Source organism: Sphingomonas sp. EC-HK361, assembly GCF_902498785.1.
In the GTDB taxonomy this organism is placed as follows: Bacteria; Pseudomonadota; Alphaproteobacteria; order Sphingomonadales; family Sphingomonadaceae; genus Sphingomonas.
Genome location: NZ_LR701494.1, coordinates 1,089,376 through 1,115,931 on the forward strand (window position 1 = coordinate 1,089,376; position 26,556 = coordinate 1,115,931).

A 26,556-nucleotide genomic window follows, 5' to 3' on the forward strand; every position below is an offset into this window, starting at 1 on the left:
GGGGGAATAGGCGATGGCGCCGTCGCGTGATCGGCGCCCGGGGTTTTCGCGGCGGGCGCAATACGGACTGTTCGCAAGCTACGTCCTGGCGGTCGCTGGCGCGGCCGTGGGGATCGTCCTGCTCGTGCTGTCCACCTTCAACCCGCCCGCCTTCGCCGCGCTGCGATCAGGCGTGGCGGAGGCGACGGCGCCTGTCTCCAATGCGGGCGCTGCGGTCATCGGCGGCATCGCTGCGATCCCCGACACGATCGCGACCTATTTCTTCGTGCATGACGAAAATACCCGGCTGCGCGCGGAGCTGAAGAAGAGCGAAGCGCTGGTCCTGCGCGCGCGGACGATCGATTACGACAACCGCCGCCTGCGCTCGCTGCTGAAGATGCGCGACGCGACCCCCGAAATCGTCGCGACCGCGCGCATCGTCAGCTCGACCGCCGCCAGCACCCGCCGCTTCGGCCTGCTCTATGCCGGCATCTGGCAGGGCGTGCGCGAGGGGCAGCCGGTCAGCGGCCCGTCCGGACTGGTCGGCCGCGTGGTCGAGGTCGGCCCCAACACCGCGCGCGTCCAGCTGGTCACCGATCCGGAAAGCGTCGTCCCCGTTCGCCGCACCCGCGACGGGCTGCCCGCGATCGTCGCAGGGCGCGGAGACGGACTGGTCGATATCCGGTCGGTCGGCACCGCGAATGCGCGCTTCCAGCCGGGCGACCTCTTCGTGACCTCGGGCGTCGGCGGTATCTACACGCCCGGCGTTCCGGTTGCGAAGGGCACCGCCGCCGGCGCGGACAGCAGCCCCGGCATCCCCTATGCGCGGCCCGATACGCTCGACTTCGCGGTCGTCGCGCACGCCTTTCTGCCACCGCCGCCAGCGCCGCGCCGGACGCTGCCATGAGCCAGCCGGTCCTTGCCATGGACGAGGCGCTGACGCCGCGCAGACGCGCGCGCGTCCTGCCGTGGGCGACGGTGATGCTGGGTTCGCTCGTCACCATCGTGCCGGTCGCGGCGTCGCTGCCGCTGCTGCCGCCGTTCGGGTTGCTGATGCTGCTGTCCTGGCGGCTGCTCGCCCCGCTCGCGCTCCGGCTCTGGGCACCTGCGCTGCTCGGCTTTTTCGACGATCTGCTGAGCGGCCAGCCGCTCGGCAGCGGGGTGCTGCTATGGACGCTCAGCTTCTTCCTGGTCGATATCGTCGATCAACGCACCATGTTCCGCGATTTCTGGCAGAACTGGCTGATCGCCACCGCGGCGACCGCGATGTGCCTGATCGGCGGGCGGCTGCTCGCCAGTCCTCTGGGCGCGCATGTCGACGCCGTGCTATTGGTCCAGATCGTGATTTCGGTGCTGATCTTCCCCTTCACCTCGCGCGTCGTCGCCTGGCTCGATCGCAAGCGGGGGCACGTGTGAGCCGCGCACCGCGGATCGTGAATGCCGCCTCGCAGGGATATACGTTTTCGCGCCGCGCCTGGCTGCTCGGTGCCGGCCAAGCGGGATTCGGCGTGATGCTCGCGACCCGGATGGGCTGGCTCGCCATCGCCGAGAATGCGCATTACGAAACGCTGGCCGAGAGCAACCGCGTCAACATGACGCTGATCCCGCCGCGCCGCGGCTGGATCGTCGATCGCCACGGCGCGCCGATCGCCGACAACCGGACCGATTTCCGCGTCGATATCATCCCCGATCGGCTGACCGACAAGGACCGCGTCCTCACGCTGCTCAACCGCCTGCTCGACCTCACGCCCGAGGACATGCTGCGGATCGAGGCCGACCTGAAGGGCGCGGCCGGGTTCCAGCCGGTGCAGGTTGCCGAAAACCTCGATTACGAACGCTTTGCTGCGGTCTATGTGCGCCTGCCCGAACTGCCCGGCGTCGCGCCGACGCGCGGCTTTGCGCGCAACTATCCCGCCGGCGCCGCGGTCGCGCACCTGACCGGCTATGTCGGTGCCGCGACCGCCGAGCAGTTCAAGGCGACGAAGAACCCGCTCTACGTGACGCCCGGGTTCAAGCTGGGCAAGGACGGGCTGGAAAAGACGCTGGAGGACCGTCTGCGCGGACAGGCCGGGGCGAAGCGGGTCGAGGTGACCGCGCGCGGCAAGCTCGTCCAGGAGCTCGCGACCCGCCCCGACGTGCCCGGCCGCAACCAGCGGCTGACCATCGACGTCGGGCTGCAGGACTATGCGGCGCGGCGCCTCGGCACCAATTCGGGCTCCGCGGTCGTCATCGACGTAACCAACGGCGACATCCTCGCGCTCGTCTCGATGCCCGCCTACGACCCCAACAGCTTTTCCGACGGGATCAGCCACCTCGAATGGAAGATGCTGTCGGACGACGACCATGTTCCCTTGATGAACAAGGTCCTGCAGGGGCTCTATCCGCCCGGATCGACGGTGAAGCCGATGAACGGCCTCGCCCTCATGCGCGCCGGCGTCAGCCCGGACGAACGCGTCTTCTGTTCGGGCGCGATGCGGGTCGGCACTGGCATCTTCCACTGTCACAAGAAAAGCGGCCACGGTCCGCTCGACCTGAAGCATGCGATCATGCAGAGCTGCGACATCTATTTCTACGAAATGATCCGCAGGCTCGGTTACGACCATGTCGCCCCGGTCGCACGCGGTCTCGGCCTCGGCGCGAAGTTCGACCTGCCGTTCGCCAGCCAGCGCTACGGCACCGTGCCCGACAGCGCGTGGAAGGCGCGCAAATACAAGGCGGACTGGACCGTCGCGGATTCGCTCAACGCCTCGATCGGCCAGGGCTATGTCCTCGCCAACCCGCTGCAGCTGGCGGTCATGGCGGCGCGTATCGCGTCCGGCCGCACGCTGCAGCCGCGGCTCCTTGCCGATCGGCGGCTGGTCGAAGCACCGGCGCTCGACGTTCAGGGCGATCATCTGCGCACCGTGCACGAGGCGATGTGGGGCGTGGTGAACGGCGGCGGCACCGGCGGCGCGGCGAAGATGCTGACCCCCGATGTCGCGCTTGCGGGCAAGACCGGCACCGCCCAGGTCCGCCGCATCACGATGGCGGAACGCGCGTCGGGCGTGCTCAAGAACGGCGTCCTCCCCTTCAAGCTACGCGACCACGCACTTTTCATGGGGTTCGCGCCCGCCGACCGGCCGCGCTATGCGATCGGCGTCGTGCTCGAACATAACGGCCATACCGTGCGCAACCTCGACACCCCGATGATCGCGCGCGACATCATGACCTGGCTCGTGGACCGTGACCGCGCGCTCAAGAGCCTGGCCGAGGTCGAGCCGACCTGGGGCGGCGATATCCGCACCCGCATGGCAGCGCAGGCGGCCGCCTACCGCGCCGCCGCGAATGCGCCGCCGCCGGCACAGGGCGCCGCGACCGAACAGGACACCCCCGCCCCGACCGACGCCCCCGCCGTCGAAGCCGCGACCGACGCGTCCAACGCCTCCGCCGCTGCCGTCGCCAACGATATCGCGGCGGATGGCGGCCCCGCGCGCAACGGCTCGCCGGAGCCGATCCAGTGACCCGCAGCGGCATCGTCCCCGCGCCACTGGCGTCGCTGCCGTGGAAGATCATCGTGCTCGTCACCGCGATCGGCTGTTTCGGGCTTGTCGTGCTTTACTCCGCGGCGGGCGGCAGCATCCGGCCCTGGGCGATGTCGCAGGGGATCAAGTTCTTCCTCTTTCTCGGCGGCGCGATGGCGCTGTCGCGGGTGCCCGAGGATTTCTGGCGGCGAATGGCGTTCCCCGCCTATGGCGGGCTGCTCGTCGCGCTCGTCGCGGTCGAGCTGCTCGGCAAAGTTTCGGGCGGCAGCCAGCGCTGGCTGAACCTCGGCTTCTACCAGTTCCAGCCGTCCGAGCTGATGAAGCTTGCGATCGTCCTCGCCTGCGCGCGCTTCTACGAGCTGCTGCCCCCCGCCGAGACCCGCCGGTTCGGCGCGTTGTGGCCTGCCGCAGTCCTGATCGGGCTCCCCGCCGGGCTCGTCATGCTCCAGCCCGATCTCGGCACCGCGCTGATGATCTGCGCGGGCGGCGCGACGATCATGTTCCTCGCCGGCATCCCGCTTCGCCTCTTCGTCGGCGGGGCGCTCAGCGTTGCGGTCGCGGCGCCGCTCGCGGTCAATTTCCTGCTCCACGATTACCAGCGCAACCGGGTGCTGATCTTCCTCGATCCCGAAAGCGATCCGCTCGGCACCGGCTATCACATCAGCCAGTCGAAGATCGCGATCGGATCGGGCGGAATCTGGGGCAAGGGGTTCCTCAACGGCTCACAGAGCCACCTGCAATATCTGCCCGAGGGCCATACCGATTTCGTGTTCGCGACGATGGCGGAGGAATGGGGGCTGGCGGGCGGCATCTTCATCATCCTCGCCTTCCTTCTCGTCATCCGCTGGGGAGTCGGCGTCGGCCAGCGGGCGCAGTCGCGCTTTGCGAAGCTCACCGCGGCGGGGCTTGCCACCACGATCTTCTTCTACGTCGCGATCAATCTGTCGATGGTGATGGGGCTCGCCCCCGTCGTCGGCATCCCGCTGCCGCTCGTCAGCTTTGGCGGATCGGCACAGATGACGGTCATGCTGTGCCTCGGCATCCTGATGTCGATCGACCGCCAGAACCGCAAATCGCTGCGCTGAGCCGCTTCAAACCGGAAAAGCGCGAAAAAAGGGTTTGCATGTCCGCAAACCGATGCTAACCGCGCCACTCCCGATCGCGGGGCGCCAAGCGCGCATCCCTCGCAATCGCCGGAATGGACGCATAGCTCAGTTGGTAGAGCAGCTGACTCTTAATCAGCGGGTCCTTGGTTCGAGCCCAAGTGCGTCCACCACCTCCTTCCCGTCGTCTAATCGAATGTGTGCCGCGTTGCCATTCGATGACGTGTCTCTTCTTGGTTCCAGCGACATACCCAAGCGTAGCGGCAGATCCGCGCGCATGACGCTCGTTCGTCGATTCACCGCCTCCGCGCCAGCAGTTTGACGTGCTTCAATCTTCGGCTAAGTCAGACAAATCATAACAGCGGCCTTGAGGCTGCTATCGAGGGGATTACACATGCCGGCGATACCGCAGCCCACCAGTTCCAGTGGCGCTTCACCGCCGGCAGGCGCGACGCAATCCTACGCCTCGGCGTTAACGCTGCTCGCCAGCCTGTTCTTCATGTGGGGCTTCATCACCGTCATCAACGGAACGCTGCTGCCGCACCTGCGCAGCGTGTTCGAGCTGAGCTATTTTCAGGCAGCGCTGATCGAGAGCGTGTGGTTCATCGCCTATTTCGTGGCGTCGATTCCAGCGGCCAAGCTCATCGAGCGGATCGGCTATCAGAAATCGCTGGTCGTCGGGCTGCTCATCATGGCTGCCGGTGCGGTCGGCATGACGCTCGCCGCCAGCATCCCGTCCTACGGCGTCACGCTCATCATGCTGTTCGTGATCGCGAGCGGGATCACGCTGCTGCAGGTCGCGGCGAACCCCTATGTCGTGGTGGTCGGCCCACCCGCGACCGCGTCGTCGCGGCTCAATCTGGTGCAGGCGATGAACTCGGCGGGCACGATGGTCGCGCCGCTGTTCGGCGCCTATCTGATTCTCGGCCGGTCGAAGGGCGGCACCGCGCAGAGCGGCACCGTGCTGACCCAGGCAGAGCGGCTTGCCGATGCGCAATCGGTGATCCTGCCCTACATCCTCGTCGCCGTTGTGCTGGTGGTGCTGGCGATCATCATCGCGCGCTTCCCGCTTCCGGCGATGGGCCAGGCGACGAGCCGAGTCGCCAGGGAAGAGCGCAAGAACCATTCGCTGTGGCGGCACCGGAACCTCGTGTTCGGAATTCCGGCGATCTTCATCTACCTCATCGCCGAGATCGGAGTGGGCAATCTGTTCGTGAACTTCGTCAGCCGGCCCGATATCGGCAACATGACGACCGAAACCGCGGGCCGCTATCTGACGCCGTTGTGGGGCGGGATGATGGTCGGGCGCTTCGTGGGGTCGGCGATCATGCAGAAGATCGATGCCGGGACGGTGCTAGCCGCCTTCTCGATCGGCGCCTTTATCGTCATGCTGATCGCAGTCTTCACCACCGGCCATTTCGCGATGTGGGCGCTTATCTCGGTCGGGCTGTTCCATTCGATCATGTTCCCGACGATCTTCGCGCTCGGCATTCAGGGGCTGGGGCCGCTGACCGAAGAGGGGTCCGGGCTGCTCATCATGGCAATCGCGGGCGGTGCGCTCGTCGCGGTGCAGGGATGGCTTGCCGACACCTACGGCCTGCAATCCTCGTTCGTTCTGACCGCGGCCTGCGAACTCTACGTCCTGTTCTACGCGCTGTGGGGATCGAAGCCGGTCGTGTCAGGGGACGCGAACCGGGAGATGGTCGAAGGCGCTTGACCTTGTCTCCGGAAGCGGGTGAAGCGGAAGCGCCATTTGTCGGAGTAGATATGCGATGATCACCGGTGCGATCCTGATCGGCAGCGAAGAGCGCACGGCCGATACGACCTTCGAGGCGATCGGCCCTGCGACGGGCAAGGCAATCGGGCCGCGCTTCGCCGAAGCAGGCGCCGGGGACGTCGAGAGCGCCTGTGCGCTGGCCGCGGCGGCGTTCCCCGCGTTTCGCGATCTCGCACCGACCGAGCGCGCGGGCTTTCTGGAGCGCATCGCCGACGCGATTGCCGCTATCGGCGATCCGCTGATCGACCGGGCGGTCGCGGAGAGCGGCTTGCCGCGCGCGCGGATCGAGGGCGAGCGCGGCCGCACCATCGGCCAGCTCCGGCTGTTCGCGAACGTCGTTCGCGAGGGCGCCTGGATGGACGTGACGATCGACCCCGCGCTGCCTGACCGCACGCCCCTGCCCCGCCCCGACCTGCGCCGCGTGAACATCGGCGTTGGCCCGGTGGCGGTGTTCGGCGCGTCCAACTTCCCGCTCGCCTTCTCGGTCGCGGGCGGCGACACCGCCTCCGCGTTCGCAGCGGGGTGCCCGGTGGTGGTCAAGGGACACCCGGCGCATCCCGGCACCGGCGAGCTGGTCGCACGCGCGATCCGTCAGGCGGTGGCTGATTGCGGCCTACCGGAAGGCGTGTTCTCCTACCTGCCCGGCACGACCAACGACTTGGGCGGCGCGCTGGTCGCCGATCCGCGCATCAAGGCGGTCGGCTTTACGGGCTCGCGCAGCGGCGGGCTGGCGCTGGTGCGGATCGCGGACGCGCGCGCCGAGCCGATTCCGGTGTTCGCCGAAATGTCGAGCATCAACCCCGTCATTCTCTTCCCCGCCGCGGCCGCCGCACGCGGGGCAGAGCTGGGCCGCGCCTATGTGGCGTCGCTGACGCAGGGCGCCGGGCAGTTCTGCACCAATCCCGGGCTGGTAATCGCGCTCGACGGCAGCGACGTCGATGCGTTCGAACGCGCCGCCGCAAAGGCGCTGGGCGACGCGAGCGCGCAGCAGATGCTGACCCCCGGCATTCACCGCGCGTTCGAACAGGGTGTCGATGCGCTGGCCGGACACGCGTCGGTCCGCACGATCGCGCGGGGTCCCGTCGGCGAGGGCATCAACCAAGCGCAGGGCGCGCTCTTCGCCACCGACGCCGACGCCTTTTCCGCCGACCCGGCCCTGAGCCACGAAGTCTTCGGCTCCTCCTCGATCGTGGTGCGCGCGGCCGACATGGACGCGGTGGCGGCCCTGATCGCCGGGCTGGAGGGACAGCTGACCGCGACGCTTCTGTTCGACGAGGCCGACGAGCAGCTGGTCGCGCCGCTCATCCCGCTGCTGGCGGAAAAGGCCGGCCGCGTGCTCGCCAATGGCTGGCCGACCGGGGTCGAGGTGAGCCATGCGATGGTGCATGGCGGGCCTTATCCGGCGACCAGCGACAGCCGCACGACCTCGGTCGGCGCGCTCGCCATCGCGCGGTTCCTGCGCCCGGTCTGCTACCAGAACCTCCCCGACCGGCTGCTGCCGACCGCGCTGCGCGACGCCAACCCCTATGCCGTCGCGCGCCGTGTCGATGGCGCGATGCAACCCGCCTGAGGCCGCTTGCCATGACGCTTTCCCTCATCCAGTTCCGCGCAGCGGACGCCACACGCGGCGTGGCCGCGATCCGCGATGGCGGCGCGCCGACCGTCGTGCCGGACGCCGCGACAACGCTGGAACTAGCGCAGCGTGCGATCGATCAGGACACTTCGCTCGCTGCCCTCGTCAATGCCTGCGGCGAGGGGGCGACGCTCGATCTGGCGAGCGTGACGCTGCTCCCGCCGATCGACCATCCCGACACGGCGCACCTGCTGCTCACCGGCACGGGCCTCACCCATCTCGGCTCCGCCGAGGGCCGCGACAAGATGCACCGCGCGATGAACGCGACCACGGACCTCACCGATTCGATGAAGATGTTCCGCATGGGGGTCGAGGGCGGCAAGCCGGCAAGCGGCCCCGGCGTGCAGCCCGAATGGTTCTACAAGGGCGACGGGTCATCGCTGGTCGCCCCCGGCGCACCGATCGAGTCCCCCGCCTTCGCACTCGACGCCGGGGAAGAGCCGGAGATCGCCGGCATTTACCTGATCGCGGCGGATGGCACCCCGCTGCGGATCGGCTACGCGCTCGCCAACGAGTTTTCCGATCACGTGACCGAGCGCGGCAATTACCTCTGGCTCGCCCATTCGAAGCTGCGTCAGGCCGCACTCGGGCCGGAACTGCTCGTGGGTGCGTTGCCGGCGCATGTCGAGGGCACGAGCCGCATCCTGCGCGGCGGTGAGGTGATCTGGGAAAGGCCGTTCGTGTCGGGCGAGGCGAACATGTCGCACAGCCTCGCCAACCTCGAGCATCATCATTTCAAATATCCGCAGTTCCGCCGGCCGGGCGACGTCCACGTGCACTTTTTCGGCACCGCGACGCTGTCCTGCAGCGACGATATCCGCACGGAAGCAGGCGATGTATTCGAGATTCTCGCGGCGCCCTTCACCCTGCCCGTCCGCAATCCGGTCGCCCATGCCGCGGCCGTCGATGTGTCGGTAAGGAGCCTGTAAGCCGATGACCTACCGGATTGCCATCGTCGGGCTCGGCAAGATCGCGCAGGACCAGCACATCCCCGCCATCGCCACGTCCGACCGGTTCGAACTCGTGGCGGCGGCGACGCATGCCGGCCATGCGGACGGCATCGCGCTCTTCCGCACGGTCGACGAGCTACTGGCCGCCGACCTTGCGCTCGATGCAGTGGCGATGTGCCAGCCGCCGCAGGCGCGGTTCGAGGCGGCGGCCAAGGCGATCCGCGCCGGCAAGCATGTGCTGCTCGAAAAGCCGCCGGGCGCGACGCTGGCCGAAGTCGAGGCGCTGACGCGTCTGTCGGACGCCGCGGGCACGACGCTGTTCGCCGCATGGCACTCACGCTACGCTCCGGGTGTCGCCGATGCGCGCGCGTGGCTGACCGAGCGCCGCGTAAATCGGGTCGAGATCGTGTGGAAAGAGGATGTGCGCCGCTGGCATCCCGGCCAGCAATGGATCTGGGAACCGGGCGGGCTCGGCGTCTTCGACCCCGGCATCAACGCGCTGTCGATCGCCACGCTGGTCCTGCCGCGCCACTTTTTCCTGAAGGATGGCACGCTGGAAATCCCCGCCAATCGCGCCGCGCCGATCGCGGCCGAACTCCATATGGTCGGGATGAGCGGCGCGCCCGTGCACGCCGTGTTCGACTGGCGGCAGACGGGGCCGCAGACCTGGGACATCACGGTCGAAACCGACGACGGCACGCTGCGCCTGTCGCATGGCGGCTCGAAGATGACGATCGACGGTGTGGAGCACGGCGTCGGGCCGGAACGCGAATATCCGGGCATGTATGCGCATTTCGCGAGACTGATCGAACAGGGCCGCTCCGACGTCGATCGCGCGCCCCTGCGTCTCGTGGCGGACGCGTTCCTGCGCTGCCGGCAAGTCCAGGTCGATGCGTTCGAGGACTGAGCGCTAGCGCGTTTTCGACCTGACTTGATCCGCCCGTTCGTTTCGAGCGTAGTCGAGAAACGTTTCCAGGCGCGCCCAGCGTTTCTCGACTTCGCTCGAAACGAACGGAGGCGGCGATTCCAGCCCGCCCTTTTTTTGCTAGCGCGTCATTGCGCTGCTCGTGTCCTCCAGCGCCTGTTCGACCAGCAGGCGCATCGCTTCGGTTGCGCCGGCGGCGTCTTGCGCGGCGATCGCTTCCTGCACGCGGGCGTGATCGGGGATCGGGTTGCGCGGGAGGGCGCGCGCGCGCTGCTTGAACTGCGTCGTCCAGTTGACCGCGGCGCCGATGCTGGCGCTCATCACGATCAGCACGTCGTTGTGGGTGGCGTGGAGCATGGCGGCGTGGAACCGTCGGTCGGCAGCGCGACCCTCCTCGGTCGCCAGCGTGTGCTGGCGCATCGCCGCGAGCGCTTCCTTCATTGCCTTCAGATCGTCACGGTCGCGGCGCTGGGCCGCCAGGCCGGCGGCCGCGGGCTCGACGATCGCACGCAGTTCGAACAGCGCACGCACGAACTGGGGGTCTGGTTCGCCGGCAAAGGCCCAGGCAAGGATGTCGGGATCGAGCAGGTTCCACCGCTCGCGCGGCAGCACCCGCGTGCCGGCCTTGGGCTTGCTGACGACCAGTCCCTTCGCCGCGAGTACCTGGATTGCCTCGCGGTACGCGCTGCGCGAGACGTTCAGCTCTTCTGAAAACGCGACCTCACCGCTCAGGATATCGCCCGGCGCATAATCCCCGGACACGATCGCGGTTCCGATCCGGTTGGCGATCGCGCCGTGCAGACGCCGGCCGGTTCCCCGCGGCGCGCGCTGTATTGCCGCCTTGCCTGCATCGACGTCGGCCTGTTCGTCACTGTCCACTTTCATCGTGCTTGGCATAGCCCATCGCACCCCGCCGGAGAACGCCGATTGCCATCGTCGGCAGACGCTCATAATGTCTGAGTAATTGAGATTGGCAAGAGCGACGCCGGGTCTGCCGCGCTGCGCTGCCGCCGACCAACGGGAGGCTGGAATGAAGCGGTTTTTCGCAGGGCTGGCAGGCGTGATGCTCGCTGTTTCGGGACCGGGCGGTGCGCAGACCGCCGCCCCCGTTACGGCCACCGCCACGGTGCGCGGCGACACGCCCGGCCCCACTTACGACCGACGCATCTTCACCCAGTTCGCCGAGCATCTCGGCAACGGCATCTATGGCGGGCTGTGGGTCGGGCCGGATTCGAAGATCCCGAACACGCGCGGGTTTCGGAACGACGTCGTCGGTGCACTCAAGCGCCTCGGCGTGCCCGTCATCCGCTGGCCGGGCGGATGTTTTGCCGACGAATATCACTGGCGTGAGGGTATCGGCGCGCGCGGTAAGCGCCCGGTCAAGATCAACACCCACTGGGGCGGTGTGACCGAACCCAATGCCGTCGGCACCCACGAGTTCATGGACCTGACGGCGCAGATCGGCGCTGAACCCTATGTGGCTGGCAATGTCGGCAACGGCACCCCGCAGGAGATGGCGGAATGGGTGGAGTATATGACGTCCCCCGCCGGGTCGCTGGCGGACGAGCGCGCGCGCAACGGCCGCAAGGCACCCTGGGCGGTACCCTATTTCGGGGTCGGCAACGAGCTTTGGGGCTGCGGCGGCAACATGCGTGCCGAATATGCCGCCGACCTGACGCGGCGCTACGCCACCTTCATCAAGGCGCCGGCCAATACCCGCATCCTGAAGATCGCCGCCGGTGCGAACGTCGATGACTATAACTGGACCGAGACGATGATGCGCGTCGCGGGCGCTCAGGTCGATGCGCTGTCGCTCCATTACTACACCGTGCCCGGCGGCTGGCCCCCGCGCGCATCGGCGACCGATTTCGACGAGGCCGGCTGGGCGGAAACGCTGGCGGGCGCGTGGCACATCGATGATCTGATTACGAAGCACAGCGCGATCATGGACAAATATGATCCGCAGAAACGGCTGTTCCTGGCGGTCGACGAATGGGGCACCTGGTATGCCGGCGATCCGGGCACCAATCCCGGCTTCCTGCGCCAGCAGAACACGCTGCGCGACGCACTGGTCGCGGCGATCCACCTCAACATCTTTGCAAAGCATGCCGACCGCGTGCGCATGACCGCGATCGCGCAGATGGTGAATGTGCTGCAGGCGATGATCCTGACCGACGGCAGCCGGATGACGCTGACCCCGACCTATCACGTCTTCGAGATGTATCGGCCCTATATGGACTCGACCGTGCTGCCGATCGAAATCAAGTCGCCCTGGTACAACAAGGACCAGTGGGTGATGCCTGCGGTGAGCGCCTCGGCAGTGCGCGACAAGGCGGGCATGGCGCATGTCGCGCTCGCCAACGCCGATCCGAACCGGTCGGTCACGCTGTCGGTCGCGCTCAAGGGCGTGGGCGCGCAGACAGTCAGTGGCCGCATCCTCACCGCCGCGACGATGACCGCGCGCAACACGTTCGACGCGCCGGACGCGGTGCATCCGGTGGCGTTCGAGGGCGCCCGACTCGCGGGCGACACGCTGACCGTTACGTTGCCCGCGAAGTCGGTCATCATGCTGGACCTGCGCTGATGGCATCTCGGCTCTGCGCAGCTCTGGCAGCGCTGCTGGCGCTCGCATCCGCGCCGACGGCGGCAGGCGCGCAAGCTGCTACCGTCGCGCTGAACGATCGGCTGACCGGCGACATCACGCCCGTCCACGACCCCGTGATTATCCGCGAAGGCGGCGCCTATCATCTCCTTTCCACCGGCATCGGCGAAGGCGCACAGGGCGTCGTCTCCGCGCGCGTTTCGTCCGATCTCGTCCAATGGACGCGCGAACGCCCGCCGTTCGAGCGGCTGCCCGATTGGGCGAGCAGGGCGATCCCCGGCGCGACCAACATCTGGGCGCCCGATATCAGTTTCGTGAACGGCCGCTACCGCCTCTATTATGCGGTATCGACCTTCGGATCGAACCGCTCGGCGATCGGCCTGGCGACGAGCGCCACGCTCGATCCTGCCTCGCCCGGCTATGGCTGGCGCGACGAGGGCATGGTCCTGATGTCCACGCCGACCGACGATTTCAACGCGATCGACCCCGCCTTCTTCGCCGATGCGGATGGCCGCCACTGGCTCTCGCTCGGCAGCTTCTGGACGGGCCTGAAGCTCTTCGCGCTCGATCCCAAAACCGGCAAACTGCTCCGTGCGGGCGAGAAACCGATCCCGCTCGCATCGCGCCCCGTGCCCGCGGGCGCGCCGTCCATCGTCGAGGCGCCCTATATCTTTGCGCATGGCGGCTATTACTGGCTGCTCGCGTCCTATGACTATTGCTGCAAGGGCGTGAACAGCACCTATTACACCGTGGTCGCCCGATCGAGGACGGTGACCGGGCCGTATCGTGGCAAGGACGGCAGCTCGATGCTCGAGGGCGGCGGCACGATCCTGCTGCGCGCGGACCTGCAGGAAAAGCAGCGCTTCCGCGGCCCCGGCCATCCGGGGCATTTCACCGACGCCGCGGGCAAGGATTACGTCGTCTATCACGCCTATGATCGCGATAATAAGGGCGCGCCGACGCTGCGCATCGCGCCGCTGGCGTGGGGCAGCGACGGGTGGCCGGTCGCGCAAGGGAAATAGGGGAATATATGACGCGTCTGTCCCGCCGCCTGTTCATCGCCGGCGCTACCGCGGCCGGCGCCGCGCCGTTGCTCGCGCGAAGTCCCCGCTCCCCGCGCATCGTCAACCCACTGGTGCGCAACCGCGCCGATGCGCAAGTCTTTCGGCACACGGACGGCTGGTATTACATGACCGGATCGGTGCCCGAATATGACCGGCTGGTGCTGCGCCGCTCGCGCACGCTCGCCGGGCTTGCCACCGCGACTGAGGCGGTGCTGTGGCGCCATCTGGCGGAGGGGCCGATGTCCGGGTTCATCTGGGCGCCCGAGCTTCACCGGATCGACGGGCGCTGGATCATGTATTTCGCCGCAGGCCCGAGCGGCGGCGGCGAGGACGTGTTCCGCATCCGCACCTATGCGGTCGTCTGTGACGGTGCCGATCCGATGACGGGGAAATGGTCAGTCCTCGGCCAGCTCGAGACGCCGTGGGACAGTTTCAACCTCGATTCCACGAGCTTCGTCCACCGCGGCGTGCGCTACCTCGCCTGGGCGCAGCGCGAGCCGGGGATCGAAACCAACTCGAATCTCTACCTTGCCCCGCTCAGGACCCCGCTGACGCTGGCGGCAAAGCCGGCGCGGCTGTCGGTTCCGGAGCTTCCCTGGGAGATTCGCGGGTTCAAGGTCAACGAGGCCCCCGCGCTTCTCGCGCGGAACGGCCGGCTGTTCCTGACCTATTCGGCCAGCGCGACGGACGCGCGTTACTGCATGGGCATGCTGACCGCGCGTGAGGATGCCGATATCATGGACCCGGCGGCGTGGACGAAGTCGCCTGTGCCTGTGATGAAGAGTTCGCCCGCGCACCACATTTACGGCCCCGGCCACAACAGCTTCACCGTCGATGAGCGCGGGCGCGACATGCTGGTGTTTCACGCCCGCGATTACGAAACCATCAAGGGCGACCCGCTGTTCGATCCCAACCGGCACACGCGCGTGCAGCCGATTCATTACGCGAGCGACGGTACGCCGGTTTTCGATCCGCCGGTCGGCAATGGTCCACTGGCTTAGACGCTGCCCGATGTAAGCCCCCCATTCATCTCGAGCGAGATCGAGCTTGTCGAGAGCTCGTGTCGAGAGGCCGGGATGTGCGACACCGACCTCTCGATATGCCGTCTCGACAGGCTCAACAGCTACTCGAGGCGAACGGGAAGGGAAAACCGAACGGTCGATAAAGTTGGCGATTGATCATATAATTGCGCGCGCTAGGCTTCTCCGGAAGCATCGGGAGAGACGGGTATGCGGCGGATGACTTGGGTTTCGCTCATCGCGCTGCTGGCATCCGGTGCGCTGCCGGCGCAGACTCCGCGAACCCCGCGTGTCGCGACGACTGGCGGCACCGTCGCGGGTCGGCAGGCCGACGACCGCGTCGTGTTTCGCGGCATCCCCTTCGCCGCCCCGCCAGTCGGCCCCCTGCGCTGGCGCGCGCCGCAGCCGATCCGCTGGACAGGCGTTCGCCCGGCGATCGATCGCGCGCCCGCGTGTGTCCAGGCGGACTATGGCTGGAACCATGCCGACTATCTGTTCGCCAGCGAGGATTGCCTTACCCTCGACGTCGCGACCCCGGCACTGACCGGCAAGCGCGCGGTGCTGGTGTGGATCCATGGCGGCAGCAACCATGCGGGCGGACCCGGCGATACGGTGCTGTCGTCACTCGTCCGGCAGGGCGTGGTCGTCGTTGCGGTTCGATACCGGCTCGGCACGCTGGGCTTCCTTGCGCCGCGATCGGCGGAGGAGACCGGCGGCAATTATGGCCTCATGGACCAGATCGCGGCGCTGCGCTGGGTCCGGGCGAACATCGCGCGGTTCGGCGGCGATCCCGACCGGGTGACGCTGGGCGGCGAAAGCGCGGGCGCACAGGACGTCGGACTGTTGCTGGCGGCACCCGCAGCGCACGACCTGTTCCGTCAGGCGATCATGGAAAGCGGCACGCCCGCCTTCGGCATGCCCTATCGTCCCATCGAGGACGCGTTCCGGATCGGCGACCAGCTTGCGGCGCAGCTTCGCGGCGTGCCTCCGCGCGATGCGTCCGCCGCGGCGCTCATCGCCGCTGACGGCAAGCTGCACGACGCCGCCATCGGCCATGACGATTATCTGTGGCTGCGCACGACGATCGACGGGACGGTTCTGCCCCGGTCCCCCGCCGCGCTGCTCGCGAGCGCGCCGCCAAAGCCGCTGTTGATCGGAACCAATGTGGCGGAACTCGATCTGCCGGGCGAGCGGGCCTATCGCGACGCCTTTCTCGCGACCCGCTACGGCACGAAGGCCGAGGCAGCGCGCGCCTATTATGGAATCGCAGGCGGGGTCGATCCGGCCCCCGATCCGCGCAGCGGCACCGTCGATCTGCGGATCTCGACCGACGGCACGTTCGTGTGCCCCGCCGACCGGTTCGTGAAGCTTTGGGCGAACAAGGGCGCACCGGTCTATCGCTATATATTCGATGGCGCGCCGGACGGCGGCATGACCTCGCACGCCCGCGAGCTCAGCTATGTCTTCGGGGAGGACCGGGTCGGCGGCGTCCACCTGCAGGATTACTGGGCGGCATTCATCAAGACCGGCAGCCCCGGTGGTGCGTGGCGCGCCTGGCCGCAGCGCATCCGCTTCGACGCTGCCGGCGCGCGGAGCGAATCCGCAACCTCGCCCGCCATCTGCGGCATGGCGGACGACCTTTAGGTCAGGCCTCGTTTTCCTGCACCGGCACCTGCTCGATCACGTCGAGCACCTTGCTGATCAGCGTCGTCATCGTCGCGCGGGCTGCCTCGACATCGCGCGCCAGAATCGCGTCGTGGACGGCGGCATGATCCGCGATGCTCGCCGAGCGCCCGGTCAGCCGGTTGGTGAAGCGGATCGACGTGCGCAGCGCCGTGCCGACGACGCTGCGGAACTGGACGAAGAAGGGATTGTTCGACGCGCGCAGGATCGCGACGTGGAAGGCGATATCCGCGTCCAGCCCGTCATCCAGGCCATCCTCCGCCGTGCGCATCCGCTCGAGCCCCGCGGTGATCGCCTCGCGCTGCTCGTCATCGGCAGCGATCGCCGCGAGCGCCGCCGCCTGCGGCTCGACCGCGATGCGCAGCTCGTTGAAATGGCGCAGCAGCGTGAGCGACCGCCGCCGTTCCAGCAGCCAGCGCAGCACGTCGGTGTCGAAGAGGTTCCAGCCGTCTTCGGGGCGGACGAACGTCCCCTGCTTCGGGCGCGCACCGAGCAGCCCCTTGGCGGCGAGCATCTTTACCGCCTCGCGCGTCACCGACCGGCTGACGCCGTGCTGCTTGACGATCTCGGCTTCGGTCGGAAACGGCTTTTCGCGGTAGTCACCGACCACGATCGACCGGCCCAGCACCTCCTGCAATCCCCAGGTCAGATTGCGCCCGAGATCGTCGGGGCCAAGCCGACTGTCCGCCGCCATCGCCATCCTCCCTGTGCCGTCATAAACCGCGTTTCGCCCTCGACACTTGCAGAAGACAATCAACGCGGCAAGATTTATAATCATATAAAAAGCCGAGTTCGAGTGTATGGCGCTCGACAAGTGGGACTTATCCGACAATAATACCGCGGCGGAGCGGACCAGAATTTCGCGACCGGGTGGGGATGCCGACATGCAATTGACGACGCTGGATAACGTGCTGGTCATCGCCTACGCGATCGGCATCTTCGGTCTGGCGCAATGGGTGTCGCGCGACAAGGCGGGGCACGCCAAGAACAGCAGCGATTATTTCCTGGCGTCGAAGAACCTCCCCTGGTGGGCGATCGGGGCGAGCCTGATCGCGGCCAATATCTCCGCCGAGCAGATCGTCGGCATGTCGGGATCGGGCTATGCGATCGGGCTGGCGATCGCATCCTATGAATGGATGGCGGCAGCGACGCTGCTGATCGTCGGCAAGTTCTTCCTGCCGATCTTCCTGAAGAACCAGATCTACACGATGCCGCAGTTCCTGGAACAGCGCTTCGGCCCGACGATCCGCACCGTGATGGCGGTGTTCTGGCTCATCCTCTACGTCTTCGTGAACCTCACCTCGATCATCTGGCTCGGCTCGATCGCGGTCACCCAGGTCGCGGGCGTCAATCAGGACGTCGCGCTCGTCGGGCTCGGCGCCTTCGCCCTCCTCTATCAGCTGCGCGGCGGATTGAAGGCGGTCGCGCTGACCGACATCGTCCAGGTCACGCTGCTCGTCTTTGGCGGGCTGATCATTTCCTATCTCACGCTCGGCAAGATCGGCGGCGATGCCGGTGTGCTCGGCGGGTTTGCGGAGCTGAACCGGCGCGTGCCCGACCATTTCGACATGATCCTGTCGCCCGACAATCCACACTACAAGGACCTGCCGGGCATCGCCGTGCTGGTCGGCGGGATGTGGATCGCGAACCTCAGCTATTGGGGGTTCAACCAGTATATCATCCAGCGCGCGCTCGCCGCCAAGAGCCTGGACGAGGCGCAGCGCGGGATCATCTTTGCCGGCTTCCTGAAGCTGCTGATGCCGGTGATCATCGTGCTTCCGGGGATCGCTGCGGTCGTGCTGGCACCGAACCTCGCCAAGCCCGATCAGGCCTATCCGACGATGATGGCGCTGCTACCGCCCGGGCTGCTCGGGCTGGTGTTCGCCGCGCTCGTCGCCGCGATCATCGCGTCCACCGCCTCCAAGATCAATTCGATCGCGACGATCTTCACGCTCGATATCTACGCCAAGGCCAAAGGCGTGCGGACCGAGGTCGAGGATGGCGACACGGATGCCGCTGCCGCCGGCGCGCAGGAACGCAATCTCGTCCGCGTCGGCCGGATCGCCGCGGTGGTGTCGATCATCATTGCGATGATTATGGCGCGCCCGTTGCTCGGCAGCCTCGATCAGGCGTTTCAGTATATCCAGGAATTCTCGGGCTTCGTGACGCCGGGGATCACCGTCATCTTCCTGCTCGGCCTGTTCTGGCCGGGCGCGACCGAGAAGGGCGCGCTGACCGGGGCGATCGCGTCGGTCGTCATCAGCTTCCTATTCTGGTTTCCAGCGAAATGGGGCGGATCGGAGGCGCTGAACGCCATTCCGTTCATCAACCGCATGTCGATCGTGTTCCTCGCCTCGCTGCTGCTCGCGGTGGCGGTGTCGCTCCTCAAGCCGCAACCGCGCGAGCGCAACCTCATCACAATGCAGGGCGTATCCTTCCGCACGAGCGCGGGCTTCAATATCGCGGGCGTGGTGATCGTCGCGATCCTGATCGCGCTCTACTACATCTGGTGGTGACCGCGTGAGCCAGCCCTTCATCGCTGTCGATTGGGGCACGACCAACCGGCGCGCCTATCTGATCGAGGGCGGGGCGGTGGTGCGTACCGAGCGCGACGCGGTCGGCATCCTCGCTGTGCCGGCGGGCGGTTTCGACGCCGAGGTCGCGGCGCTGCGTGCACGGTTTGGCGGCGCGCCGATGCTGCTCGCGGGGATGGTCGGATCGAACCGCGGCTGGATCGATGCGGGCTACGTCCCCTGCCCCGCCACGCTCGACAGCCTGGCGGCAGCGCTGAAACCCGCGGCCGAGCATGTGTGGATCGTTCCCGGCGTCAGCACAATCCGCGACGATCGCGCCGATGTGATGCGCGGCGAGGAAGTGCAATTGCTGGGCGCGGTATCGGCCGGACTTGCTCCGCCGGACGCGCTGCTCTGCCAGCCCGGCACGCACTGCAAATGGGCTCGTATCGAGGGTGGCGCGCTCAGCACCTTCACCACCGCGATGACCGGGGAGATGTTCGCGCTGCTTCGGGATCACGCGCTGATCGGGGCCGCGATGTGCGCGCCCGTCACCGAGGGACCGGCCTTTGCAGACGGCGTCGCGCGTGCCGGCGACGGCGATCTTCTCAGCGCGCTCTTCGGCGTTCGCCCGGCAAGCCTGCTTGGCCTGCGCGAGGATGCGGATGCGGCGTCCTATGTCAGCGGCCTGCTGATCGGCAGCGACGTGCGCGCTCAGGTCGGCGCGGGCGATACGGTCCACCTGCTTGCGGACCCGGCGCTGGGCGCGCTCTACGCGGCGGCCATCGCGCAGGTCGGTGCGTCGGCCATCCTCATCGACAGCCACGCCGCCTTCGTTGCCGGCATCACCCAATTGTGGGAGCGCAAGCCTTGACCGATTTCGCCACCGCGTTCGCCGCCCTGCCGCTGATCGCGATCCTGCGCGGCATCCGTCCCGACGAGATCGAGCCGGTCGGCGCGGCGCTGGCGTCCGCCGGTTTCACGCTCATTGAGGTGCCGCTCAATTCGCCCGATCCGTTCGAGAGCATCGCGCGGCTGGCGAAGGCGTGCGGCGACGCGGCGATGGTCGGCGCGGGGACGGTCTTGGCCACAGCCGACGTGGCGCGCGTGCGCGATGCCGGCGGGCGGATGATCATCTCGCCCAACACCGATACCGCAGTGATCGAGGCGACGGTTGCGGCGGGCATGGCCTCGCTGCCCGGCTATTTCACCCCGTCCGAAGCCTTCGCCGCCATCCACGCCGGGGCGAGCGCGCTGAAGCTGTTTCCCGCCGAGGCTGCGTCGCCGGCCGTGCTGAAAGCGCAGCGGGCGGTGTTGCCCAAGGCCATTCCGGTGCTGGCGGTCGGCGGCATCACGCCGGAAGGCATGGCGCCGTGGCGGGCCGCGGGGGCGGACGGTTTCGGGCTGGGCTCCGCGATCTACAAGCCGGGCATGACCGCGAAGGATGTGGGCGACGCGGCGTGCCGGTTCGTCGCCGCGTGGCGGGCTGACGCGCGGTGAAGCGCGTCCTCGCAGCGCTCGCGCTCCTCGCGGCGCCATTGACAGCACGCGATGCGCCGACCCTCGTCAACCCGCTGCTGCCGTCGGGGCCCGATCCCTATGTCGTCACCGACGACGGCTGGTTCTATTTCATGGCGACGCGCGGCGACCGGCTGACGATCCGCCGCACCCGCGACCTCGGCCATCTGGCGGCGGCGAAGGAAACCACCGTCTGGCGCCCGCCCGCGACCGGCCCGAACGCGATTTCGATCTGGGCACCGGAGCTTCACCGCATCGATGGCAAGTGGTTCATCTACTACACCGCCGCCGCCAGCGGTCACGACGACGACGCGCATCGCGGCGTCTTCGTGCTGGAGCATGACGGGCCTGATCCGCTGGTCGGCGAATGGATCGATCGCGGGCGGATCGCGACCCGGCGGACCGGGATCGACGGTACCATGTTCGCGGCGCGGGGCAGACGCTGGTTCGTCTATTCGGCCTATGACGGTCCCGACAGCGTGCTGGCGATCGCGCCGCTTGCCAACCCCTGGACGCTCGCCGCGCCCGAGGTGGTGATCGCGCGGCCCGACAGGCCCTGGGAGAAGCAGGGCGGACGCCAGATTCTCGAAGGGCCGGCGTTTCTTCAGGGGCCGAAGGGCGACCTGTTCCTCGCCTATTCGGCAAGCGCTTGCTGGTCCGACGACTATGCGCTCGGGCTGCTGCGGTTACGCCCCGGCGCCGACCCGATGGCACCGGGCGCATGGACGAAGTCCCCCCGCCCGGTGCTGGCGAAGATACCCGCCGACAATGTCTATGCGCCGGGGCACAACGCGTTCTTCTCCGCCGCCAGCGGGCGCGAGCAATGGATTGTCTATCACGCGAATGACGGCGCGAATGCCGGGTGCAAGCCGACGCGGTCGCCGCGCGTACAGCAGATGCGCTGGGCAGCGGACGGCACGCCGATCTTCCCGGTCCCCGTGCGGGCGGGCACACCGGCGCCCGCCCCTCGTCCTTAGGCCGCCACTCAAAGGCTCAGCGTCGGCGAGCGCGCCTGGGCGCCGCTGCTTCCGGTGCCGGCCCCGCGGGGACCACGCCCTTCGGCGCTGCCGCCATCCGGCGGATCAGGTCGGTTTCCGCGACACGATACGGCGTGCCGTCATTCCGGAACACCTCGTGGAACCAGATCGTGGGCTCCGAAAGGACATAGGGCTTCTGCCAGCTGTCCCACGGCAGGCGCGTCTGCGTCTTGCCGTCGACGAAGCCCCAGTTGATCATCGCGACATTGTAGCGCTTGCCGATCGGCAGCGATCCGTCGAACGTCGATCCGTTGCCGCGCGCCATATATTCGGTGCACAGGATCGGGCGGTTATAGGGCAGCAACTGGCGCACGCGCTTCTCGAAGGTCTCGGGCCAGCTGTAATCGTGGAAGGTGATGACGTCGGATTCGCCGAGCTGCAGCTTCTCCATCGGGGTCAGCTTGCCGCCGGTCGGCGTCCAGTCGTCATGCCACCACACGCCCGACGTCAGCGGTTGCGACGGATCGGCGGCGCGCGCCCAGTCGAAGACCTGCGCGAGGAGCGCGCGGACGAGCGGTTCCTTGCCCTCCTGCCCCTTATACTGATCGGCGCCGTTGTCGGGCTCGTTCCACAAGTCCCAGCCGAGGACACGGTCGTCCTTGCCGAAGGCGCCGATCACGCCCTGCACATAGGCCTTGTAGCCGGGGTAGCGGCTCCTGTCGCGCAGTCCCGGCAGGCCCGGCGACTGCACCCAGCCGCTGTTGTGGACGCCCGGGATCGGCGGATGCTGCGGCCCGAGTTTGGGGTCGGGGTCCCAGCAGCTGTCGAACAGCACGAACAGCGGCTTGATGCCGTGGCGCTGCGCGATCGTCAGGAATTCACCGATGCGCCGCTTGAAGCCTTCGGGGTCCTGCTGCCACAGCTGGTCATGCAGGAACACGCGCATCGTGTTCATGCCGATGCCTTGCGCGAGGCCCAGCTCATAGTCGATCCGCTTCGGGTCCCAGGTTTCAGCCTGCCACATCTCGAGCTGGTTGATCGCGGTCGCGGGCGCGTAGTTCGACCCGACGAGCCATGGCATGCGGTCATACCAGGTCTTCGCCTGCGCCTCGGTCCAGCGCGGACGCGCATCGGCGGACCCGGCGGCGAGCGCGACCGCCGCCGCCAGCGTTGCAAACAGAACCTTCATCTTGTCCTCCCGGTTGTCAGCGCTTCTCGACGAAGAGCCGGTACGTCATCGTGTTGCGATAGGTCTGACCGGGCAGCAGCTTCACCGAAGGAAAGTTCGGCTGGTTGGGCGAATCGGGGAAAAGCTGCGGCTCCATGACGATCGCGTCGCCCATCCGGTAGATCTGGCCGCCCTTGCCGACGATCGTGCCGTCGAAGAAATTGCCCGAATAGAATTGCAGCCCCGGCTGGTTCGACCAGAGTTCGAACCCGCGCCCCGACACAGGCTCGACCACCCGCGCCATCAGATGCTGCGTCGGAGTGACCGCGTTGCCGATCACCCAATTATGGTCATAGCCGCGGCCATAGGCGATCTGGACGTCGCGCGCGTCGCGGACCCGGTCGCCGATCGCATGCGGGGTGCGGAAATCGAAGACGGTGCCGGCGACCGACTTGTGCTGGCCGAGCGGGATCGAGGTCGCGTCGGTCGGCGTGTAGCGATCGGCGGGGATGGTGACGACATGACCCATCGCCCCGCGCGGGCTGCCGACGCCCGCCAGATTCCAATAGGCGTGGTTCGATATGTTGACGACGGTCGGCTTGTCGGTCGTCGCGCGGTATTCGATCGTCAGCTGGTTCTTTTCGTCGAGCGAGTAGGTCGCGGTCGTCGTCAGCGTGCCGGGATAGCCCATGTCGCCATCCGGGCTGACATAACGCAGCGTCACCGATGCGACGGGGCCGCTCTTCACGTCGACGACATCCCACAGGACCTTGTCGAAGCCCTTGGTCCCGCCGTGCAGCGAGTTGGGGCCGTTGTTGATCGGGGTGGTGTAGGTCTTGCCGTCGAGCTTGAAACGACCCTTGGCGATGCGGTTGGCCACGCGGCCGACGGTCGCGCCGAAGAATTCGGGCTTCGTCAGATAACCGTCGATCGTGTCGTAGCCGACCTGCACGTCGGCGGTCTTGCCCGCCTTGTCGGGCATGGTGAGCGACTGGATCGCGGCGCCGAGCGCGATGATACGCGTCGATACGCCGCGTCCGTTGGTCAGCGTCACCGCCGCCACCGCGTGGCCGTCGCCCGTCTTGCCGAAGGTCGATCGCTTCGCCTCGCCGGCCAGCGCGGGCGACGCCAGCATCGTTGACACCAGGGCCGCAATGATCAGGCTACGCATCCTAGAACTCTCCCTTTTTTGCAGACCGGCGCGTTGGCCGGCCTATCCTTGATAGCGATGGGTCGGCAGGCCGCGGCAGCCGGGATCGACCTCGAACAGCGCACCGCCATGCGGCTCGTCGACGCCGTCCGCAGCGGAGGTCACGAACATCCGGTCGAGAGCGTCGCCAGCGAAGGTGCAACTCGTGATCTGACTGGCGGGCAGCGCGATCGATCGATCGAACGCGCCATCGGGGGTGAAGCGCCGCACGCAGGACCCGCCCCAGCACGCGACCCAGAGGCCACCATCCGCATCGAGGGTCATGCCGTCGGGCGATCCCCAATCCGCTTCGAAAACGATGAACGGTTCGCGGTCGTTGAGCGTGCCGTCCGCCGCGATTCGGTAGCGGTAGATCGTCCCGAGCGCGGTGTCGGTGTGGTAGAGCGCCCGTCCGTCCGACGCGATCGCGGGACCGTTGGCAATGGTGTAGCCATCATCGACCCGGGTGACCGATCGATCGGGGTCGAGCCGATGGAAGGCGCCGGTCGGCCGATCGCAGCTGAACGGCATCGATCCGGCCCAGATGCGCCCCGCAACGTCCGCCTTCGCATCGTTGAAGCGGTTGCCGTCGCGGTCCTCCTCCGGCGCGGCGATCGGCGTGATCGTGACCGGATCGAGCTGGAGCTCGACGAACCGACGCCCGATGCCGGCGATGAAGCCCGGCGCGTCGCTGCGCTCGATCACCCAGCTGATCGTGTCCGGCATTTCCCAGCTATCGACCCGGTCGTCGGCGAGCGCGAGCCGGTTCAGCCGGCGGCCGAGGATATCGACCCAGTAGATCGACTGATCACGCGGCGACCATAAGGGCCCCTCGCCCAGCGTATCGCGACGATCGCGCGCGATGATCCGCGCCGGCGCCATCAATGGCTGTCGCGCGGCAGGCCGCGTTCCTGCGCGATCCGCTGATATTTGACCGCCGGCTCAAGCACCGCGCCGGTCGCAAACTGGCCGACGATGCCGCGCTGGATTTCCTGCCACGGCGTCTGCGATTCCGGGGTGATCGCTGCCTGGGTGGCGGCAAGGCCCGCGCGGCGCGCCTCGATCTCTGCGGAATCGACAAGCATGTTTGCGGTGCGCGCCTTCAGGTCGATCCGCACCCGGTCACCGGTGCGCAGCAGTGCCAGACCGCCGCCGACCGCGGCCTCCGGGCTGGCGTTCAGGATCGAGGGGCTGCCGCTGGTGCCGGACTGGCGACCGTCGCCGATGCACGGCAGCGCGTGGATGCCCGCCTGGATCAGCGCGACCGGCGGACGCATGTTCACGACCTCCGCGCCGCCCGGATATCCGACCGGGCCGGCGCCGCGGATGACGAGAATCGTGTTGTCGTCGATGCCGAGCGACGGATCGTCGATGCGTTGGTGATAATCCTCCGGCCCATCGAACACGACGACCTTGCCCTCGAAGGCGTCGGGGTGCGCAGGGTCGCTGAGATAACGGTCGCGAAACGCATCTGAGATGACCGAGAGCTTCATCACCGCGCCGTCGAACAGATTGCCGGACAGCACGGTCAGCCCCGCAGCGGTCTTCAGCGGGCGATCGAACGGGCGGATGACCTTCTCGTCCTCGATCCGCGCATCGGCGACGTTGTCGGCGACGCTGCGGCCGTTGACGGTCAACGCGTCGCCGTCGAGCAACCCCGCGCGGTAGAGTTCGCCCATCACCGCCGGCACGCCGCCAGCGCGGTAATAATCCTCGCCCAGATATTCGCCGGCGGGCTGGAGGTTGACGAGCAGCGGCACGTCGGCGCCGTGCGCTTCCCAATCCTCAAGCGACAATTCGACGCCGATGTGCCGCGCGATGGCGTTGAGGTGGATCGGCGCGTTGGTCGATCCGCCGATCGCCGAATTGACCCGGATCGCGTTCAGGAATGCCGCGCGGGTCAGGATGTCGGATGGCTTGCGATCGGCCTCGACCATCTCGACGATGCGCCGCCCGCTTTCCCACGCCACCTCCTGCCGGTCGCGGTATGGCGCCGGGATCGCTGCCGATCCGGGCAGCGACATGCCCAGCGCCTCGGTCAGCGAGTTCATCGTCGTCGCGGTGCCCATCGTGTTGCAATAGCCGGTCGAGGGTGCCGAGCTCGCGACCAGCCTGATGAAGCCCTGATAGTCGATCTCGCCCGCCGCCAGCATTTCGCGCGCGCGCCACACGATCGTGCCCGAACCCGTGCGCTCACCCTTGAACCAGCCGTTGAGCATCGGACCGACCGACAGCGCGATCGCGGGTATGTTGACGGTCGCTGCCGCCATGAGCGCCGCCGGCGTCGTCTTGTCGCAGCCGATCATCAGCACGACCCCGTCGAGCGGATAGCCGTAAAGCACCTCGACGAGCGACAGATAGGCGAGATTGCGGTCGAGCCCCGCGGTCGGGCGCTTGCCGGTTTCCTGCATCGGGTGGGTGGGAAATTCTATCGCGATGCCGCCGGCTTCGTGAATCCCCGCCTTCACCCGCTCCGCCAGCACCAGATGGTGGCGGTTGCAGGGGACGAGATCGCTGCCCGACTGCGCGATACCGATGATCGGCCGCCCGCTCTGCAGCTGTTCCAGGCTGAGGCCGTAGTTCAGATAGCGCTCGAGATAGAGCGCCGTCATGTCCGCATTCGCAGGATTGTCGAACCATGCGCGGCTGCGCAGCGCCGGGCGAGTCGGCAGCGGATCGGTCACGCGTCAGCGCTCCGTCTCATGCGCATCATACCGAACCCCCTCTTCCAAAAACCGTCGCCCGCGGCCGCAATCGACCCGCTGCGATGCCAAGGCCAAAGCTCTACATTGGAAAAGATTGATCTTACAAGTAGGCATTGCATGGCTGACGTCCGTTATATAAGATAAATGAGTTGCAAGGGGCCGAAACGGGAAGTACGGCCCATCCGATAACTCGTGAGCATCCACGGGACCGGGGAAATGGGGAGGATATC

At 67.5% G+C, this 26,556-nt stretch carries 21 protein-coding genes, 1 tRNA gene and 1 pseudogene; 17 read left to right on the forward strand and 6 right to left on the reverse strand.

From position 1 onward, the window contains the following. The first annotated feature begins 13 nt into the window (after window positions 1-13). The 9 genes from mreC (at window position 14) to BOS5A_RS12580 (ending at window position 9,870) form a co-directional block, all read left to right on the forward strand. Window positions 14-886, forward strand: a complete 873-nt coding sequence (gene mreC, locus BOS5A_RS12540) for a rod shape-determining protein MreC (RefSeq protein ID WP_151955426.1) — start codon at window positions 14-16, stop codon at window positions 884-886. Continuing rightward, a complete protein-coding gene (gene mreD, locus BOS5A_RS12545; protein WP_234419324.1) occupies window positions 883-1,395 on the forward strand; it encodes a rod shape-determining protein MreD in 513 nt (170 codons plus the stop codon). Before mreC ends, mreD begins: the two co-directional genes overlap by 4 nt. Then, complete coding sequence (gene mrdA, locus BOS5A_RS12550; protein ID WP_151955427.1) at window positions 1,392-3,479, forward strand: penicillin-binding protein 2; 2,088 nt, start codon at window positions 1,392-1,394, stop codon at window positions 3,477-3,479. The genes mreD and mrdA overlap by 4 nt, the downstream gene beginning before the upstream one ends. Continuing rightward, window positions 3,476-4,585, forward strand: a complete 1,110-nt coding sequence (gene rodA, locus BOS5A_RS12555) for a rod shape-determining protein RodA (RefSeq protein ID WP_151955428.1) — start codon at window positions 3,476-3,478, stop codon at window positions 4,583-4,585. Before mrdA ends, rodA begins: the two co-directional genes overlap by 4 nt. Before the next feature lie 115 nt (window positions 4,586-4,700). Next, a tRNA-Lys gene (locus tag BOS5A_RS12560) sits at window positions 4,701-4,776 on the forward strand. Between the two features lie 221 nt (window positions 4,777-4,997). After that, the gene (locus BOS5A_RS12565) at window positions 4,998-6,320 is read left to right on the forward strand and encodes a sugar MFS transporter (protein WP_151955429.1); all 1,323 of its coding nucleotides are present in this window, start codon (window positions 4,998-5,000) and stop codon (window positions 6,318-6,320) included. Window positions 6,321-6,375: 55 nt separating this feature from the next. Beyond that, entirely contained in the window at window positions 6,376-7,950 is a 1,575-nt protein-coding gene (locus BOS5A_RS12570) for an aldehyde dehydrogenase (NADP(+)) (RefSeq protein ID WP_151955430.1), read from the forward strand. Window positions 7,951-7,961: 11 nt separating this feature from the next. Continuing rightward, complete coding sequence (araD1, locus tag BOS5A_RS12575) at window positions 7,962-8,942, forward strand: AraD1 family protein (protein ID WP_151955431.1); 981 nt, start codon at window positions 7,962-7,964, stop codon at window positions 8,940-8,942. 4 nt (window positions 8,943-8,946) lie between these two features. After that, a complete protein-coding gene (locus BOS5A_RS12580; RefSeq protein WP_151955432.1) occupies window positions 8,947-9,870 on the forward strand; it encodes a Gfo/Idh/MocA family protein in 924 nt (307 codons plus the stop codon). 138 nt (window positions 9,871-10,008) lie between these two features. Here the strand turns inward: BOS5A_RS12580 and BOS5A_RS12585 are convergent, their stop codons facing one another. Then, window positions 10,009-10,773 (reverse strand): FadR/GntR family transcriptional regulator, encoded by a 765-nt coding sequence (locus BOS5A_RS12585; protein ID WP_151955433.1) that lies wholly within the window; start codon window positions 10,771-10,773, stop codon window positions 10,009-10,011. A 178-nt stretch (window positions 10,774-10,951) separates the two neighbouring features. On the opposite strand from BOS5A_RS12585, the gene BOS5A_RS12590 reads away from it, so the two are divergent. From BOS5A_RS12590 to BOS5A_RS12605, 4 genes and pseudogenes are all read left to right on the forward strand, one after another. Further along, a complete protein-coding gene (locus BOS5A_RS12590) occupies window positions 10,952-12,472 on the forward strand; it encodes an alpha-N-arabinofuranosidase (RefSeq protein WP_234419424.1) in 1,521 nt (506 codons plus the stop codon). Next, the gene (locus BOS5A_RS12595) at window positions 12,472-13,512 is read left to right on the forward strand and encodes an arabinan endo-1,5-alpha-L-arabinosidase (protein ID WP_151955435.1); all 1,041 of its coding nucleotides are present in this window, start codon (window positions 12,472-12,474) and stop codon (window positions 13,510-13,512) included. The genes BOS5A_RS12590 and BOS5A_RS12595 overlap by 1 nt, the downstream gene beginning before the upstream one ends. Before the next feature lie 8 nt (window positions 13,513-13,520). Then, window positions 13,521-14,549: pseudogene (locus tag BOS5A_RS12600) on the forward strand (glycoside hydrolase family 43 protein); the annotation flags it as partial. A 234-nt stretch (window positions 14,550-14,783) separates the two neighbouring features. Next, window positions 14,784-16,217, forward strand: coding sequence for a carboxylesterase/lipase family protein (locus tag BOS5A_RS12605; RefSeq protein WP_151955437.1), 1,434 nt, complete (start codon window positions 14,784-14,786; stop codon window positions 16,215-16,217). A 1-nt stretch (window position 16,218) separates the two neighbouring features. Here BOS5A_RS12605 and BOS5A_RS12610 read toward each other — a convergent pair whose 3' ends face one another. Next, window positions 16,219-16,950: a FadR/GntR family transcriptional regulator gene (locus tag BOS5A_RS12610; RefSeq protein ID WP_151955438.1), complete on the reverse strand. Its 732-nt coding sequence runs from the start codon at window positions 16,948-16,950 to the stop codon at window positions 16,219-16,221. Between the two features lie 190 nt (window positions 16,951-17,140). Between BOS5A_RS12610 and BOS5A_RS12615 the strand changes: the two genes are divergently transcribed. From BOS5A_RS12615 to BOS5A_RS12630, 4 genes are read left to right on the forward strand one after another with little or no spacing between them, the layout of a single operon-like run. Continuing rightward, a complete protein-coding gene (locus BOS5A_RS12615) occupies window positions 17,141-18,772 on the forward strand; it encodes a sodium/sugar symporter (protein ID WP_151955439.1) in 1,632 nt (543 codons plus the stop codon). A 4-nt stretch (window positions 18,773-18,776) separates the two neighbouring features. Further along, on the forward strand, window positions 18,777-19,643 hold the full coding sequence (locus BOS5A_RS12620) for a 2-dehydro-3-deoxygalactonokinase (RefSeq protein ID WP_151955440.1): 867 nt from the start codon (window positions 18,777-18,779) through the stop codon (window positions 19,641-19,643). Beyond that, window positions 19,640-20,269 carry a 2-dehydro-3-deoxy-6-phosphogalactonate aldolase gene (locus BOS5A_RS12625; protein WP_151955441.1) on the forward strand — a complete coding sequence of 210 codons (630 nt, stop codon included), beginning with the start codon at window positions 19,640-19,642 and terminating at the stop codon, window positions 20,267-20,269. Before BOS5A_RS12620 ends, BOS5A_RS12625 begins: the two co-directional genes overlap by 4 nt. Then, window positions 20,266-21,264: a glycoside hydrolase family 43 protein gene (locus BOS5A_RS12630; RefSeq protein ID WP_151955442.1), complete on the forward strand. Its 999-nt coding sequence runs from the start codon at window positions 20,266-20,268 to the stop codon at window positions 21,262-21,264. Before BOS5A_RS12625 ends, BOS5A_RS12630 begins: the two co-directional genes overlap by 4 nt. 16 nt (window positions 21,265-21,280) lie before the next feature. On the opposite strand, the gene BOS5A_RS12635 is transcribed toward BOS5A_RS12630, so the two are convergent. The 4 genes from BOS5A_RS12635 to BOS5A_RS12650 are packed head-to-tail and all read right to left on the reverse strand — an operon-like array spanning window position 21,281 to window position 26,233. Continuing rightward, the gene (locus tag BOS5A_RS12635; RefSeq protein WP_151955443.1) at window positions 21,281-22,453 is read right to left on the reverse strand and encodes a cellulase family glycosylhydrolase; all 1,173 of its coding nucleotides are present in this window, start codon (window positions 22,451-22,453) and stop codon (window positions 21,281-21,283) included. A gap of 16 nt (window positions 22,454-22,469) precedes the next feature. Beyond that, complete coding sequence (locus tag BOS5A_RS12640) at window positions 22,470-23,603, reverse strand: aldose epimerase family protein (protein ID WP_151955444.1); 1,134 nt, start codon at window positions 23,601-23,603, stop codon at window positions 22,470-22,472. Window positions 23,604-23,645: 42 nt separating this feature from the next. Then, window positions 23,646-24,503, reverse strand: coding sequence for an SMP-30/gluconolactonase/LRE family protein (locus tag BOS5A_RS12645; RefSeq protein WP_151955445.1), 858 nt, complete (start codon window positions 24,501-24,503; stop codon window positions 23,646-23,648). Beyond that, a complete protein-coding gene (locus BOS5A_RS12650) occupies window positions 24,503-26,233 on the reverse strand; it encodes an IlvD/Edd family dehydratase (protein ID WP_442800528.1) in 1,731 nt (576 codons plus the stop codon). Before BOS5A_RS12650 ends, BOS5A_RS12645 begins: the two co-directional genes overlap by 1 nt. Window positions 26,234-26,556 lie beyond the last annotated feature (323 nt).

Excerpts from the sequence above, each read along its gene's own strand:
- mreC (WP_151955426.1), top strand. The coding sequence starts at position 14 with ATGGCGCCGTCGCGTGATCGGCGCCCGGGGTTTTCGCGGCGGGCGCAA.
- mreD (WP_234419324.1), top strand. The coding sequence starts at position 883 with ATGAGCCAGCCGGTCCTTGCCATGGACGAGGCGCTGACGCCGCGCAGA.
- BOS5A_RS12565 (WP_151955429.1), top strand. The coding sequence starts at position 4,998 with ATGCCGGCGATACCGCAGCCCACCAGTTCCAGTGGCGCTTCACCGCCG.
- BOS5A_RS12570 (WP_151955430.1), top strand. The coding sequence starts at position 6,376 with ATGATCACCGGTGCGATCCTGATCGGCAGCGAAGAGCGCACGGCCGAT.
- araD1 (WP_151955431.1), top strand. The coding sequence starts at position 7,962 with ATGACGCTTTCCCTCATCCAGTTCCGCGCAGCGGACGCCACACGCGGC.
- BOS5A_RS12580 (WP_151955432.1), top strand. The coding sequence starts at position 8,947 with ATGACCTACCGGATTGCCATCGTCGGGCTCGGCAAGATCGCGCAGGAC.
- BOS5A_RS12585 (WP_151955433.1), bottom strand. The coding sequence starts at position 10,773 with ATGAAAGTGGACAGTGACGAACAGGCCGACGTCGATGCAGGCAAGGCG.
- BOS5A_RS12590 (WP_234419424.1), top strand. The coding sequence starts at position 10,952 with ATGCTCGCTGTTTCGGGACCGGGCGGTGCGCAGACCGCCGCCCCCGTT.
- BOS5A_RS12595 (WP_151955435.1), top strand. The coding sequence starts at position 12,472 with ATGGCATCTCGGCTCTGCGCAGCTCTGGCAGCGCTGCTGGCGCTCGCA.
- BOS5A_RS12605 (WP_151955437.1), top strand. The coding sequence starts at position 14,784 with ATGCGGCGGATGACTTGGGTTTCGCTCATCGCGCTGCTGGCATCCGGT.
- BOS5A_RS12610 (WP_151955438.1), bottom strand. The coding sequence starts at position 16,950 with ATGGCGGCGGACAGTCGGCTTGGCCCCGACGATCTCGGGCGCAATCTG.
- BOS5A_RS12615 (WP_151955439.1), top strand. The coding sequence starts at position 17,141 with ATGCAATTGACGACGCTGGATAACGTGCTGGTCATCGCCTACGCGATC.
- BOS5A_RS12635 (WP_151955443.1), bottom strand. The coding sequence starts at position 22,453 with ATGAAGGTTCTGTTTGCAACGCTGGCGGCGGCGGTCGCGCTCGCCGCC.
- BOS5A_RS12640 (WP_151955444.1), bottom strand. The coding sequence starts at position 23,603 with ATGCGTAGCCTGATCATTGCGGCCCTGGTGTCAACGATGCTGGCGTCG.
- BOS5A_RS12645 (WP_151955445.1), bottom strand. The coding sequence starts at position 24,503 with ATGGCGCCGGCGCGGATCATCGCGCGCGATCGTCGCGATACGCTGGGC.
- BOS5A_RS12650 (WP_442800528.1), bottom strand. The coding sequence starts at position 26,233 with ATGACGGCGCTCTATCTCGAGCGCTATCTGAACTACGGCCTCAGCCTG.